At 66.0% G+C, this 12,836-nt stretch carries 14 protein-coding genes; 9 read left to right on the top strand and 5 right to left on the bottom strand.

Annotated elements, in window-relative coordinates; all coding sequences use genetic code 11:
- The first annotated feature begins 61 nt into the window (after positions 1-61).
- The gene (locus tag V9L20_RS25765; protein WP_337298718.1) at positions 62-1,072 is read left to right on the top strand and encodes a Bug family tripartite tricarboxylate transporter substrate binding protein; all 1,011 of its coding nucleotides are present in this window, start codon (positions 62-64) and stop codon (positions 1,070-1,072) included.
- Between the two features lie 21 nt (positions 1,073-1,093).
- Here V9L20_RS25765 and V9L20_RS25770 read toward each other — a convergent pair whose 3' ends face one another.
- Positions 1,094-1,807 carry an ArsR/SmtB family transcription factor gene (locus tag V9L20_RS25770; protein ID WP_337298719.1) on the bottom strand — a complete coding sequence of 238 codons (714 nt, stop codon included), beginning with the start codon at positions 1,805-1,807 and terminating at the stop codon, positions 1,094-1,096.
- A 110-nt stretch (positions 1,808-1,917) separates the two neighbouring features.
- On the opposite strand from V9L20_RS25770, the gene V9L20_RS25775 reads away from it, so the two are divergent.
- Positions 1,918-3,063 (top strand): cytochrome P450, encoded by a 1,146-nt coding sequence (locus V9L20_RS25775; protein ID WP_337298720.1) that lies wholly within the window; start codon positions 1,918-1,920, stop codon positions 3,061-3,063.
- Positions 3,064-3,102: 39 nt separating this feature from the next.
- On the opposite strand, the gene V9L20_RS25780 is transcribed toward V9L20_RS25775, so the two are convergent.
- Positions 3,103-4,062, bottom strand: coding sequence for a pyridoxamine 5'-phosphate oxidase family protein (locus V9L20_RS25780; protein WP_337298721.1), 960 nt, complete (start codon positions 4,060-4,062; stop codon positions 3,103-3,105).
- Positions 4,059-4,724 (bottom strand): glutathione S-transferase family protein, encoded by a 666-nt coding sequence (locus V9L20_RS25785; RefSeq protein ID WP_337298722.1) that lies wholly within the window; start codon positions 4,722-4,724, stop codon positions 4,059-4,061. The genes V9L20_RS25780 and V9L20_RS25785 overlap by 4 nt, the downstream gene beginning before the upstream one ends.
- A gap of 111 nt (positions 4,725-4,835) precedes the next feature.
- On the opposite strand from V9L20_RS25785, the gene V9L20_RS25790 reads away from it, so the two are divergent.
- The 3 genes from V9L20_RS25790 (at position 4,836) to V9L20_RS25800 (ending at position 7,609) form a co-directional block, all read left to right on the top strand.
- Positions 4,836-5,726: a LysR family transcriptional regulator gene (locus tag V9L20_RS25790; protein ID WP_258502758.1), complete on the top strand. Its 891-nt coding sequence runs from the start codon at positions 4,836-4,838 to the stop codon at positions 5,724-5,726.
- 83 nt (positions 5,727-5,809) lie between these two features.
- Positions 5,810-6,757 carry an ATP-binding cassette domain-containing protein gene (locus V9L20_RS25795; RefSeq protein WP_337298723.1) on the top strand — a complete coding sequence of 316 codons (948 nt, stop codon included), beginning with the start codon at positions 5,810-5,812 and terminating at the stop codon, positions 6,755-6,757.
- Between the two features lie 3 nt (positions 6,758-6,760).
- A complete protein-coding gene (locus V9L20_RS25800; protein ID WP_337298724.1) occupies positions 6,761-7,609 on the top strand; it encodes an ABC transporter permease in 849 nt (282 codons plus the stop codon).
- Here V9L20_RS25800 and V9L20_RS25805 read toward each other — a convergent pair.
- Positions 7,599-8,309: a class I SAM-dependent methyltransferase gene (locus V9L20_RS25805; protein ID WP_337298725.1), complete on the bottom strand. Its 711-nt coding sequence runs from the start codon at positions 8,307-8,309 to the stop codon at positions 7,599-7,601. The two genes, V9L20_RS25800 and V9L20_RS25805, sit on opposite strands and share 11 nt — an antisense overlap.
- A gap of 188 nt (positions 8,310-8,497) precedes the next feature.
- Between V9L20_RS25805 and V9L20_RS25810 the strand changes: the two genes are divergently transcribed.
- The 4 genes from V9L20_RS25810 (at position 8,498) to V9L20_RS25825 (ending at position 11,838) form a co-directional block, all read left to right on the top strand.
- The gene (locus V9L20_RS25810) at positions 8,498-8,953 is read left to right on the top strand and encodes a MarR family winged helix-turn-helix transcriptional regulator (protein ID WP_337298726.1); all 456 of its coding nucleotides are present in this window, start codon (positions 8,498-8,500) and stop codon (positions 8,951-8,953) included.
- A gap of 97 nt (positions 8,954-9,050) precedes the next feature.
- On the top strand, positions 9,051-9,476 hold the full coding sequence (locus V9L20_RS25815; RefSeq protein WP_126750043.1) for an organic hydroperoxide resistance protein: 426 nt from the start codon (positions 9,051-9,053) through the stop codon (positions 9,474-9,476).
- Between the two features lie 169 nt (positions 9,477-9,645).
- Positions 9,646-10,761 carry a DUF2855 family protein gene (locus V9L20_RS25820; protein WP_337298727.1) on the top strand — a complete coding sequence of 372 codons (1,116 nt, stop codon included), beginning with the start codon at positions 9,646-9,648 and terminating at the stop codon, positions 10,759-10,761.
- A 33-nt stretch (positions 10,762-10,794) separates the two neighbouring features.
- Complete coding sequence (locus tag V9L20_RS25825) at positions 10,795-11,838, top strand: serine/threonine protein kinase (protein ID WP_337298728.1); 1,044 nt, start codon at positions 10,795-10,797, stop codon at positions 11,836-11,838.
- A gap of 36 nt (positions 11,839-11,874) precedes the next feature.
- On the opposite strand, the gene V9L20_RS25830 is transcribed toward V9L20_RS25825, so the two are convergent.
- Positions 11,875-12,783 carry a LysR family transcriptional regulator gene (locus tag V9L20_RS25830; RefSeq protein ID WP_337298729.1) on the bottom strand — a complete coding sequence of 303 codons (909 nt, stop codon included), beginning with the start codon at positions 12,781-12,783 and terminating at the stop codon, positions 11,875-11,877.
- Positions 12,784-12,836: the final 53 nt, after the last annotated feature.

Raw genomic sequence — 12,836 nt, forward strand, 5'->3', positions numbered from 1 at the left:
GTAGGTGACAGACTCATTTCGCGGACATCATTGGTTACTTCTGCCAACAAATGGAAACGAAATGCCTAGTTCGCCGCCCGCGAGCCTTTCTCGCCGCAACTTCAATGCATGGATGGCGAGCGCAGCCGCGGTTGCGGGCGCCGGCCACGCCGCGCTGTGGTCCCGCCCGACGCGTGCCGCCGAGCCGCAGCTCATTTCCAAGCTGCGCATCGTCATTCCGGCCAACGAAGGCGGCGGCTGGGACCAGACCGGCCGCGCACTTGGCGCTGCGCTGGTCGCCTCTGGCGCTGCGGGCGAAGTGATTTATGAAAACATCGGCGGCAAGGGCGGCACCATCGGGCTGGCCAAGTACGTCGAGAAATACGATGCCGACCCCGACACCCTGCTGATGAGCGGCATGGTCATGGTCGGCGCAGTCGCGCTGCAGAAGCCGCCCGTCACCATGGCGCAGGTCGCGCCCGTGGCGCGCCTCACCAGCGACTACGAAGTGGTGGCGGTCAAGGCCGATTCGCCCATCAAGACGCCCAAGGACCTGATCGCACAGCTGCGCGCCGACGCGGCCAAGACCATCATCGCCGGCGGTTCGGCGGGCGGCGTGGACCACATGTACGCCGGCATGCTGGCGCGCGTGGCCGGCAACACCGCGGGCCTGGTCTACCAGCCGTACCCGGGCGGCGCGCAAGTGGTCGAGGCGCTCATCACCGGCAAGGCGGTGGCAGGCATCTCGGGCTTCAGCGAATTCAGCGAGGGCCTCTCGAGCGGCAAGCTGCGCGCCATCGGCGTGTCGTCGAAGCGGCCGTTCCTCGGCATTCCGTCGGTGCGCGAGCAGGGCGTGGACGCCGACCTGGCCAACTGGCGCGGCGTGCTCACCGGCAAGAAGGTGCCGCCGGACCGCAAGGCCGTGCTGCTCGAAGCCGTGCACCGCGCCACCACCGCCGACATCTGGAACAAGACTATCAAGCGCAACAACTGGGATTCGTTCTGGATGGCCGGCAAGGACTTCGAAAGCTTTCTCGAACTGGACCTGGCCATGGCCGGGCCGATGATCTATCTGCTCAAGCTCAAGGCCTGACAGGCGCTTCGGGCAAAGAGTTCAGGCAAAGAGTTCCGGCAACTCGCGCAGCGCCTTGGGCGTGAGCGCCAGTTCGCGGCTGTCGAGTGCCTGGCGCACCCAGCCGCGGCGCAGCGACAGCTGGAGCCATGCCGCGCCGAGCGCACCGCCCAGGTGCGGGCGGCGCTCGCTCCAGTCGAGGCAGGCGCAGGCAAAGCGCCGCCGCGATCGGCGCACGGCATCGATCTCGACACCCAGGCTCTCCAGCGCCACCGCGCCCTCGGGCGTGAGTTCATACGACCCGCTTTGCAGCCCGCTGAGCCAGCCCTGCGCATGCAATCGGTCGTGCAGCGCCACGCCGGCGGTGCCGGCCATGTGGTCGTAGCAGGTGCGCGCGGTGCGCAGCCGGCTCGGCGTGCTCGGCTCGAACGCAGCCGTGCGCGGCGTGCCCGCGACGACCATCAGGCTTTCGAGTGCGGCGGCCACGTTGTCGTCGGCCAAGCGAAAGTAGCGGTGCTTGCCTTGCACCAGCAGTTCGACCAGCCGTTCTTCCTTCAGCCGCGCCAAGTGCGCGCTGGCCGTGGATGCGGCCACTTCGGCGACCGCAGCCAACTCGGTCGCGGTGCGCGCATGGCCGTCCATCAGGCAGCTCAGCATGCGCGCGCGCGCCGGTTCTGCAATGGCGCCGGCCAACCGGGCGAGTTGGACATCGGCGTTTTCGGACACGGCCGGGCGCGGCGCTGAAGTAGTGCTCATCCCTTCATCGTAAGGCGCCTGTGCAACCGACACTTCGTTCGCGGGCGAAGTGTGCCGGCGGCTGCAGTTGCACACTGCGCGGCATGAATTCGAGCCTTTCTTTCCCAGCCATGCCCGCCGACCCGGTCGCGGCCGTCACGCATGCCGATCCCTATCCCTTCTATGAAACCCTGCGTGCCGGACCATCGCTCGCGTGGAACGAAAGCCTGCGCCTGTGGGTTGCGAGCCGCGCCGAAGTCATCGAAGCGCTGCTGCTCGCACCGGGCGCCTTGCGGGTGCGCCCGGTTGCAGAACCGGTGCCGCGCGTGATTGCCGGCAGCCCGGCGGGCGAGGTGTTCGGCCACCTGGTGCGAATGAACGACGGTCCGGCGCATGCCGCGCACAAGCCGGCATTGCAGCGCGCGCTGGCCGGGCTGGATCTTGGCGCCGCGCATGCCGCCGCGCTGCAGGTCGCACAGCAAGTGCGCGAGGAGCAATCGCTGTCGGACACCTTGTTTGCCATGCCCATCCAGGCAGTCGCCCACCTGCTCGGCTTTGCGCCCGAGGCATTGCCGCAGGTCGAGCTGTGGATGCGTGACTTTGTCGCGTGCCTCTCGCCGCTGTCGACCGAGCCGCAATTGCAGCGCGCCAGCAGCGCAGCCGACGCGCTGATGACCCGTTTCGAGGCCTTGGCCGCGGGCACGCCGCCGCGGCACGGCACGCTGCTTGCGGCCGTGCTTGCGGACAGCGCGGTAGGTGCTCCGCTCTCGCGCGCCCTGCTCGCCAACCTGATCGGGCTGCTGTCGCAGACCTGCGACGCGACGGCGGGCCTCTTGGGCAACAGCCTCGTCGCCCTGCTGCGAGAGCCCGCGTTGCGCGCTATCGCACGCACACGCGACGGCCTGCATGCCATCGTCGAGGAGACGGCGCGGCACGATCCTTCTGTGCAGAACACACGGCGTTTCTTGGCGCAGCCCGTCACCATCTCGGGCGTGCCGCTGGAGGCGGGGGACGCGGTGCTGCTGGTGCTGGCGTCGGCCAACCGGGATCCGGCTTTCAATGCGGAGCCCGACCGCTTCATGCCGGTTCGCGCGCAGCGGCGCATGCTCGGTTTCGGACATGGGGTGCACGCCTGCCCTGGCCAGGCGCTGGCGTGCACGCTGGCGGCCGCCGGCCTCGAGGCGCTGCTTGCGCGAAGCCCCGACCTCGACGCACTGCGCGAGCGCGGTTGGCATTACAGGCCTTCTGCCAATGCGCGCATTCCGGTCTTCTATTGAAGCCCCATCTCTTCAAGCCGGCGCCATGCCGGATGCCGCTCAGTCCGCCCAGTGGCCCATGCGGGCCAGGTGCGGCGACACTTCCGCGCCGCCCCAGCGCAGCGGCAGCGCACCCGGACGCCGCAGCACCTGCTCCACACGCAGACGCAGCAGCCGTTCGGCGCCCTCGAAAGCAGCGACCTCAGGGCCGTCCCACACGATCTCGGCAGTGGCTGTCAGGTGCAGCAGGTCGCCGCTTTCGAAATCGATGAACAGCAGCCCCGCGCGCGGATGAACCGACAGGTTGCCCAGCGTATTGAAGAAGCGGTTGCCGGTGAAGTCGGGCACGGTGAGCACGCCGTCTTCACCGACCCGGACGAAACCCGGCAGCCCACCGCGATGCGATACGTCGACACCCTGCGCCGCCGGGTCGGCCTCGTCGCCGTCCGCGGCATGCTGCGGAAACGCGGAGGCGATGAAGAATGTGTCGGCACGTGCGATGAGTGCGCGTGCCGCGTCATCGAGGCCATCGAGCCGCTGCGCCGGCGCGGCCGGCTGGCCCGCTGCGAACAACGGCTCGCGCGCCTGGATGTACTTGGGGCAATTGCCGAAGCTCTGCTGCACCTCCACCAGGAAACCGGCGGCATCGATCGCCTCGACATTGCCGTTCATGCGATTGCGCCGGCGCGTGTGCGGCTGAATCCCGAGCAGGCCCAGCGATGCGCCTTGCACCAGCTGCGTGGACAGCGGATCGTCCGCCATCGGCAATGCGTCGATGCGCAAGTGCGTCGCGTCCGGCGAATGCGCGAAGCCGGGCGGAGCCGCCAGCACGCTGGCCCAGGGCTGCAGCTGTGCATCCATGCTGCCGACGACGAGGAACGGCAGTTGCGCGAAGAAGTCGCGATGCTGGTCGGGCATGAAGTCGCGAATCACGCGCGAGCCGGCCGCGGCCATGACCTCGCGCGAACCCGCCAGCGTTTGCAGCGCGCGCTCGCCGGCGTGGAACGGCGCGGCGATCATGCGACCGCCGCAAGCCCGATAGGCGTACGCACCATGGGTACGAAACCGGGCAGCGCCTCAATGCGCTCGAGCCAGCCGCGCAGTTGCGGATACGGTTCGAGCGACACGCTGCCTTCGGGCGCATGCGCCACGTAGGCATAGTTCGAGAGGTCCGCGAGCGTGACCGATGGGCCTGCAAGGAAAGCCTCGCGCTGCAGGTGCGCCTCCATGACCGACAGCAGCAAGTGGGAGCGCGACACCGTTTCGGCCGGGTCCGCGGGCAAGCCGAACAGCGCCATGACCCGGGCCGCCGCCGGCCCATACGCCAGCGGACCCGCGGCCACCGAGAACCAGCGCTGCACGCGCGCAGCGCCGACCGGATCCCGCGGCATCCAGCGGGCCGGATCGGCCGCATAGCGCTCGTTCAGGTACACCAGGATCGCATTCGAATCGGCCAGCGTGATGTCGCCGTCCTCGATCACCGGAACCTGGCCGAAGGGATTGCGCGCAAGGAATTCCGGCGTGCGCGTCGCCTTCTTGCGAAGGTCGAGATCGACGACTTCAACCGGGAGCTCGAGCATCGAGAGAAACAGCCGCACACGGTGCACGTGGCCCGAGATCGGCGTGCCATAGAGCTTGATGGGCTGTGCGGGAAGACGGGCGGCGGCTGTGCTTGCGTTCATGGAGTTTCCTTCGATGGCTGTTGGATGCCTGCATTCTTTTCTAATCCAATAAATGAATGAATAGCCTTTGAAGGATTTCACTGCTGCGTTTTTCGGTTTAATAATCGCGCCATGGACCGCTTCAAAGCCATGCAGACCTTCGTGGAGATTGCCGAGCAGGGCAGCCTCACCCGTGCCGCCGATTCGCTGGGCAGCTCGCTGCCCGCGGTGGTGCGCTCGCTGGCCGCGCTCGAGGCGCACCTGGGCGTGCGGCTCTTTCATCGCACCACGCGCCGCCTGTCGCTCACCGAAGAGGGCCGCCACTACCTGGCCAGTGCGCGCGACGTGCTGCTTGCAGCGGATGCGGCAGACCTTGCGCTCAAGGCCGAAGCTCACGAGCCGGCCGGCCAGCTCACCATTACCGCCCCCGTGCTCTTCGGCCACATGTACGTGGCGCCCGCCATCACACGCTTCATGAAGCGCTACGACAAGGTGCACTGCAGCGTGCTACTGTACGACCGCACGGTGAACCTGCTGGAAGAGAACATCGACATCGGCATTCGTATCAGCCCGCTGGAGGATTCGTCGCTTGTGGCCCAGACGCTCGGCACCATCCGGCGCGTGGTGGCTGCGAGCCCCGACTTTCTCGCGCAGCACGGCACGCCGCGGCATCCGCGCGACCTGGCCGGCGCTCCGTGCGTGCGCGGTCGCATCGGCGCGTCGCCGCAATGGCAGTTCCACGAACGCGGCAAGACACTGAACGTGACGCTGAGCAACCGCCTCGAGTTCAATCACCTCGCGCCCGCTGTGGAGGCCTGCGCCGCGGGCATGGGCTTTGGCTCTTTCTTTTCTTACCAGGTGCTGCCGTACGTGGCGCAAGGGCGGCTGGCGCTGGTGCTCGAAGACTATGAACCGCCGCCGCGGCCGGTGAGCGTGATCTACCCGAGCGCGCGCCTGCTGCCGGCCCGCACGCGGGCTTTCATCGACTGGATGAAAACCGAGTTCAGCGGCTTGCGGATGTAAGGCCTGGCGCCGGTTGCTCCGACCTCGACGGGGCTGTCCATTGGATGAAGCGATGGCGGCAGGTTTCGCGGAGCTGGGCCAGAATGGCCGACGTGCAATCCTCCTCTTCCACTCCCCTCTTCCACGCCAGCCATCTCCTCAAGCGCTATGGCAGCACCACGGTCGTCGACGACCTGTCATTCGAGATCGCGCCCGGCGAATGCCTTGGCGTGATCGGCCCGAACGGCGCGGGCAAGACCACCACCATCCGCATGTGCCTGGGCCTGACAACGCCCGACGGCGGCGAGATCTCGGCGCTCGGTTTGCAGATGCCGCGCGACGCGCTGGCCATCAAGGCGCAGCTTGGCGTGGTCTCGCAGTTCGACACGCTCGACCCCGATTTCAGCTGCGCCGAGAACCTGGTGGTGTACGGCCGCTACTTCGGTTTCAGCAAGGCGCAGGTGCGCGAGCGCGTGCCGCAGCTGCTGGAGTTTGCGGCGCTTTCGCACAAGGCCGACGCAAAGCCCGGCGAACTTTCTGGCGGCATGCGGCGACGCCTTTCGCTGGCGCGTGCGCTGGTGAACGACCCGAGGCTGCTGCTGCTCGACGAGCCCACCACCGGGCTCGATCCGCAGGCCCGCCACCTGATGTGGGAGCGGCTGCAGGTGCTGCTGCAGCAGGGCAAGTCGATCCTGCTGACCACGCACTTCATGGACGAGGCCGAGCGCTTGTGCTCCCGCCTGCTGGTGCTCGACCATGGCCGCAAGATTGCCGAAGGACGTCCGCGCGACCTGATTGCCGAGCACCTGGAGCCCGACGTGGTCGAGGTGTACGGCAACGGCGCGCTCTCGCTCGCCGAGTCGCCCGAACTCAAGGCGCTGGCAGCGCGTGTGGAGGTGAGCGGCGAGACCGTGTTCTTCTACACGCAAGACGCGCGGCGCCTGCTCGATGCGCTGACACACCACGGCCGGCTGCGCACCTTTCATCGGCCGGCGAACCTCGAAGACCTTTTTCTCAAGCTCACCGGCCGGCAGATTCGCGAGGAGGGCTAGCCAATGAACAACACGACGACAACATCGACGACGGCAGCAAGCGGCGCCACGCCGCCGACGCGCTCCGTATGGCGCGCGCCCGAACTCTCGCTGCGCTGGTGGCCTGTGTTTTTGCGCAACCTGCTCGTGTGGCGCAAGCTCGCGATACCGAGCCTCATCGGCAACATTGCCGAGCCCTTGATCTGGCTCGTGGCTTTCGGCTATGGCATGGGAGCGTTGGTAGGGCAGGTATCGGTGGACGGCGTGAAGGTGCCTTACATCCTGTTCCTGGCCAGCGGCTCGATCTGCATGAGCGCAATGAACGCCGCGAGCTTCGAGGCGCTGTACTCGGCCTTTTCGCGCATGCATGTGCAGAAGACCTGGGACGGCATCATGAATGCACCCGTCGGGCTCGACGACATCGTGCTGGCCGAGATGCTGTGGGCGGCGTTCAAGTCGATCTTTACGGTAACCGCGATCCTGTTCGTGATGCTTGGGCTGGGGATCAGCCACAGCCCTAAGTTGATCGTCGCTTGGATGGTGCTGGCGGGCGCGGGGATTACCTTCTCGTCCATTGCGCTGATCTTCAATGCGCTGGCGAAGGGGTACGACTTTTTTACTTATTACTTCACGCTGTTCATGACGCCGATGATGTTCTTGAGCGGGGTGTTCTTTCCGTTGGAGCAGTTGCCTTCTGCTATGAGGGCTGTGGCGGCTTGGCTGCCGTTGACGAATGCGGTGGCTTTGGTGAGGCCTCTTTTTATGGATCAGTGGCCTTTGGAGTGGTGGCGGCACGCGGTGGTTTTGGGTGTCTATGCGGTTACAGCTTTTTGGGTGGCGCTGGGGTTGACTCGAAAAAGATTCAAGAGCTAGCCAAGGGCTTTCTTGCGATCGCAACGTAGTTTTTAGGATAGCCCCGGGCCGTGAACATTTTTCTGGCCTCAAGCCGGTGAAAGAAAATGCCAAGCAATGCAAAAATGCCGCGCATCAGGTACATCACAGGCGCCAGAACGTGCGCCTTCCAGCCGGTACCTAGCTCCTCAGCAGTGGACGGCAGGTAGCGCGCTGCGCAGTTCAACTGATAGCCGAGCGTGCCAAAGTAGCCTTCGAGCCAATCGAGACGCTCTATTTCGAAGCGAGCGCCTTCGAACAGATAACGCACACCGAACTGGGTGTAGCGGAAGAAGTCATAAGGTTGCTCGTGCTCCTCGTAGAACAGGGGCGCCGTATAGATTAGCCGCCCCCCTGGCTTGAGGACCCGAAACAGCTCTTGAAGTACCAGAGCGGGTTCTGGCAGGTGCTCCATTACCTGGTTGAACACGATGAAGTCATACCGACCTGCTTCAACAGGAATCGCCTTCAGGTCGCACACATAGGTCGACTTGGCGTATGGTTTGTCGACCATTTCGAAGTCTGCCGATTCGTACTGGACATGTTCAAAAAGGTGCTTGTAGGGCGCGTCGCCAGCGCCCGCGTCCAGCATCAAGGACCCGGCCGGCATCGCACGCGAAAACGCAAGGTTTTCCTGATCGAGCCGAAGTCGCGAGGAGTTGAAGGCCATCTGTTGCTTCATGTATTTCTTCATCCCGTCATTCTGCCCAGATAACCAATCCTGCTATCACTAAGTCCAATGGACTTAGCGCGTCCCGCTTGGGGTTGTCCGCCCGCAATCGTCGCGTTCTTCAGCTGGAACTCTCGCCTTTCAACCCGCCTTCGGAAAATTAATTGCACGCAATTTAATTGCTCGATATAATTCAACCCATGCACGCCAACAAACCACCTGCCGACGAAATGCTGAAGCTGGACAACCAGCTCTGCTTCGCCGTCTACTCCGCCTCGTTGGCCATGACCCGCCTCTACAAGCCGGTCCTGGAAAAGCTGCAGCTCACCTACCCCCAATACCTGGTAATGCTCGCCCTCTGGGAGCAAGACGGCCCCACCGTCTCCGCACTCGGCGAGCGCCTCTCGCTCGACTCCGGCACCCTCACGCCCCTGCTCAAGCGGCTCGAAGCCAACGGTTACGTAGCCAGGGTGCGCGACGTGGCCGACGAGCGGCGCGTGCACATCACGCTCACTGCCGCCGGCCGCAAGCTCAAGGCCCGTGCGGTCAACGTGCCCGAGTGCCTGATGGCCGCCGCCCAGTGCTCGGTGCCCGAGTTGATTTCGCTCACCCAGCAGATCCAGGCCCTGCGCGACCGCATCAAGAAAGCCGCCTGACCAGCCAAAGGCACCGCACCGCTTCAAGTTTCTTCCCGCTTCATCCAAAGAAGCTCCTTTCACCGTTCCCTCCGCCCTCATCCACAAAGGAATCACCATGACCACCAAACTCGACAAGGTTCTCTACACCGCTGAAGCCCACACCGTCGGCGGCCGCGACGGCGCAGGCAAGTCCAGCGACGGCGCCATCGACGTCAAGCTGAGCTCGCCCGGTTCGGGCAAGCCCGGCACCAACCCCGAGCAGCTGTTCGCGGTCGGCTACGCCGCCTGCTTCATCGGCGCGATGAAGGCGGTTGGCCCGAAGATCGGCGTGAAGGTGCCTGAAGACGTGGCCATCGATTCCAAGGTTTCCCTCGGCCCGACGAACGGCGGCGCGGCCTACGGCATTTCGGTGCAGCTCGCAATCACGCTGCCCGGCCTGGACGCCGAGCAAAAGCAGAAGCTGGTCGACACGGCTCACCAGGTCTGCCCGTACTCGAACGCCACTCGCGGCAACATCGACGTCGAACTGACGATCGCCTGATTTCCCGCTGAGTGACAAAAAAAGAGCGCTCCGGCCACAAGCCGGGGCGCTTTTTTCATGGCCGGCGTTGTCTCGAGGGCGACCCGGAAAATGCAAACGCGATAGCGCCTTTCACCAAGCTTGGCTAATGTGGCCGCACGCCCTTCAACGCACCGTGGAGATCGATCCCATGAGCACCACCAGCCTCCTCATCCGCAAGGACGAACTCGCCGCCACGCGGCTGCACACCGCCACCGAGCAGCCTTTGGCCGACGGCCAAGTGCGCGTTCGCATCGACGGCTTTGCGCTCACCTCCAACAACATCACTTACGCCGCCTTCGGCGATGCAATGAGCTACTGGCAGTTCTTCCCATCGGGCGAAGAAGGCTGGGGCAGCATTCCGGTATGGGGCTTCGCAAGCGTGGTGCAGTCGCTGCACCCGGGCGTGGCGGTGGCCGAGCGGCTCTATGGCTACTGGCCCATGGCGTCTGGCGCGGTGCTCAGCCCCGAGCGCCTCTCGCCGGAGCGCTTTGCCGACGGTGCCCCGCACCGCGCGGCGCTGCCGGCGGTCTACAACCAGTATTTCCGCTGCAACGCAGACCCGCTCTACACCGCCGACACGGAAGACGTCCAGGCGCTGCTGCGCCCGCTGTTCATCACCTCTTGGCTGATCGACGACTTCATGGCCGACAACGACTTCTTCGGCGCCGGCACCATGCTGCTGTCGAGCGCATCGAGCAAGACAGCCTACGGCACCGCCTTTCAGTTGCACCAGCGCGAAGGCATCGAGGTGATCGGCCTCACATCGCCCGCCAACGTGGCCTTCTGCGAAAGCCTGGGCTGCTACCACCGCGTGGTGACGTACGACGCGCTCGACAGCATTGCGGCCGACACGCCCTGCGTGTACGTCGACTTTGCCGGCAACGGCGGCCTACGCAACGCCATTCACACGCGTTTTGCCAATCTCAAATACAGCTGCTCGATTGGCGGCACGCACGTGGAGCAGCTCTCGTCCAAGGGCGCCGGCAAGGACCTGCCGGGCCCGCGCGCCACCTTGTTCTTTGCGCCTGCACAAATCAAGAAGCGCACCGCCGAGTGGGGTGCGGACGAATTCGGGGGGCGCATGGTGTCCGCCTGGCGCAGCTTTCTGTCCACGGTGAGCGACGCAAAGAACCCGTGGCTGCGCGCCGAGCACCACCACGGCGGCGAGGCCGTGCAGGCGGCCTATGCGCAGGTGCTGGCCGGCAAGGGCGACCCGCGCACCGGCCATATCCTTTCGCTTTACAAACAACCCGGCGGGCTTTAACGGCGCCGGCGCGGGGGTAGCGACAATCGCTGCATGACCCCTTCCCCCGCAGCGCCCGCCAACACCCATCCTTACGAGAGCCTCACGCCCGACGTGGTGCTCGACGCGCTCGCGACGCTCGGCCTGCACGGCGACGGCCGGCTCACCGGCCTCAACTCCTATGAAAACCGCGTCTACCAGGTGTACCTGGAAGACCCGAATCCGTATCCGGCCGTCGTCGTCAAGTTTTACCGGCCCGAACGCTGGAGCGAGGCCGAGATTCTGGAAGAGCACGCCTTCTCGCTCGAACTGGCCCAGGGCGAGGTGCCCGCGGTGCCGCCGCTGGCCTTCGACGGCACCACGCTGCACCACCACGCCGGCTTCGCCTTCAGCGTGAGCCCCTACCGCGGCGGCCGTGCGCCCGAGCTCGACGACTTCGAGGTGCTCGAATGGGTCGGCCGCTTCCTGGCGCGCATCCACACCGTTGGCAGCGCCAAGCCTTTCGAGGCCCGCCCCGCGCTCGACCTGCAGACCTTCGGCATTGCCTCGCGAGACTGGCTGCTGGCCAACAACAAGGTGCCGCTCGACGTGCAGCGCGAATGGGAAACGGCCTGCAACGAGGCGCTGGACATGATCGGCGCGACCGCGCTCTCGGTGAATGCGCCGGCCTCGGACTTCCAGCCGCGCAAGCTGCGCCTGCACGGCGACGTGCATCCCGGCAACATCTTGTGGACACCCACCGACCGGCCCGGCGGCGGCCCGCACTTCGTCGACCTGGACGACGCGCGCACCGGCTTCGCGGTGCAAGACCTCTGGATGCTGCTTTCGGGCGACCGCGCGCAGCGCACCTCGCAGTTGTCGGGCCTGCTCGATGGCTACGAACAGTTCCGCGAATTCGACCGCCGCGAACTCGCACTGATCGAGCCGCTGCGCACGCTGCGGCTCATTCACTACAGCGCCTGGCTCGCGCGCCGCTGGGAAGACCCGATCTTTCCGATCAACTTTCCGTGGTTCGGCTCCAGCGACTACTGGAAGGGGCAGATTCTCGTGCTGCAGGAGCAGTGCGAGCAGATGGCCGAGGAGCCGCTGTACGCCTGAGCCGTCCTCCGGCTTGCAGCCGCGAAGGTTGCGGGCTCATGGCAGAACCGGCCGCGCGCCTGCGCCCGCCTTCGGCGCATTGAAGGCATGCAGAAAGGCGCTCTGCAATTCGCCCGGCAGATCGGAGCGGTGGCACATTGCATAGCCAAGGCTCGGCGGTTCGTCCGACAGCGGCACGAAGCGGATGTCGGGCCGCGCGATGCAGGCGAGCGACTCCACCACCAGGCCGATGCCGGCACCGGCCGCCACCAGCCCCACGAGCGAGATCGACGAGGTGGCGCACTGGTTGACCCGCGCCGTGATGCCGGCACGCGAGAAATAGCTGGCGATGCGGTCGAACACCACCGGGCCGACTTCGCGCCGCACGCCGACCAGCGTCTCGTGCCGCAGGTCCGCCGCCTCGATGCGCTCGGCGCCAGCCAGCCGATGCGTGGCAGGCACCACGGCGACGAAACGGTCACGCGCCACTTCGCGCACGACCAGGTCATCGCGCGAAGAGGGCGGATGCACCACGGCAAGGTCGAGCCTGCGGTGCGCCACGGCCTCCTCCAGCTCGTCGGACAGGCCCTCGGTGAGCGCCAGCACCACGCCCGGGTACGCGGCCGAGAAGACGCGCATCGCATCGGGAAAGAAGGACAGGGCCGCAATGGGGGTGACGCCGATCTCCAGCCGGTCGAAAGCGCCGCGTCCGATGGCGCGTGCGGCCTCGTCGGTTTCGGCGGCACGCGACAGCAGGCGCTTGGCGTGCGGCAACAGGCGGGCGCCCTGCTCGGTGAGGCGAACGCCGCGGGCCTGGCGATCGAAGAGCGCGAAGCCGAGCTCTTCTTCAAGTCGCTGGATGCGCACGCTGAGCGCAGGCTGCGAAACGGCGAGCAGCGAGGCGGCGCGACGGATGTTGCCGATCTCCGCGAGCGTGACGAAGCACCGCCATTGCTTGAGTTCCAAGAAAGCGATCTCCGTTCAGTCAGGCGGCAACCAAGATCGACTTCGCGCCGGCG

It is taken from the genome of Variovorax sp. CCNWLW225 (assembly GCF_037204045.1).
Classification (GTDB): domain Bacteria; phylum Pseudomonadota; class Gammaproteobacteria; order Burkholderiales; family Burkholderiaceae_C; genus Variovorax.

Excerpts from the sequence above, each read along its gene's own strand:
- V9L20_RS25810 (WP_337298726.1), top strand. The coding sequence starts at position 8,498 with ATGCACGCCAACAAACCACCTGCCGACGAAATGCTGAAGCTGGACAAC.
- V9L20_RS25820 (WP_337298727.1), top strand. The coding sequence starts at position 9,646 with ATGAGCACCACCAGCCTCCTCATCCGCAAGGACGAACTCGCCGCCACG.
- V9L20_RS25775 (WP_337298720.1), top strand. The coding sequence starts at position 1,918 with ATGCCCGCCGACCCGGTCGCGGCCGTCACGCATGCCGATCCCTATCCC.
- V9L20_RS25805 (WP_337298725.1), bottom strand. The coding sequence starts at position 8,309 with ATGAAGCAACAGATGGCCTTCAACTCCTCGCGACTTCGGCTCGATCAG.
- V9L20_RS25800 (WP_337298724.1), top strand. The coding sequence starts at position 6,761 with ATGAACAACACGACGACAACATCGACGACGGCAGCAAGCGGCGCCACG.
- V9L20_RS25815 (WP_126750043.1), top strand. The coding sequence starts at position 9,051 with ATGACCACCAAACTCGACAAGGTTCTCTACACCGCTGAAGCCCACACC.
- V9L20_RS25785 (WP_337298722.1), bottom strand. The coding sequence starts at position 4,724 with ATGAACGCAAGCACAGCCGCCGCCCGTCTTCCCGCACAGCCCATCAAG.
- V9L20_RS25795 (WP_337298723.1), top strand. The coding sequence starts at position 5,810 with ATGGCCGACGTGCAATCCTCCTCTTCCACTCCCCTCTTCCACGCCAGC.
- V9L20_RS25770 (WP_337298719.1), bottom strand. The coding sequence starts at position 1,807 with ATGAGCACTACTTCAGCGCCGCGCCCGGCCGTGTCCGAAAACGCCGAT.
- V9L20_RS25825 (WP_337298728.1), top strand. The coding sequence starts at position 10,795 with ATGACCCCTTCCCCCGCAGCGCCCGCCAACACCCATCCTTACGAGAGC.
- V9L20_RS25780 (WP_337298721.1), bottom strand. The coding sequence starts at position 4,062 with ATGATCGCCGCGCCGTTCCACGCCGGCGAGCGCGCGCTGCAAACGCTG.
- V9L20_RS25765 (WP_337298718.1), top strand. The coding sequence starts at position 62 with ATGCCTAGTTCGCCGCCCGCGAGCCTTTCTCGCCGCAACTTCAATGCA.
- V9L20_RS25790 (WP_258502758.1), top strand. The coding sequence starts at position 4,836 with ATGGACCGCTTCAAAGCCATGCAGACCTTCGTGGAGATTGCCGAGCAG.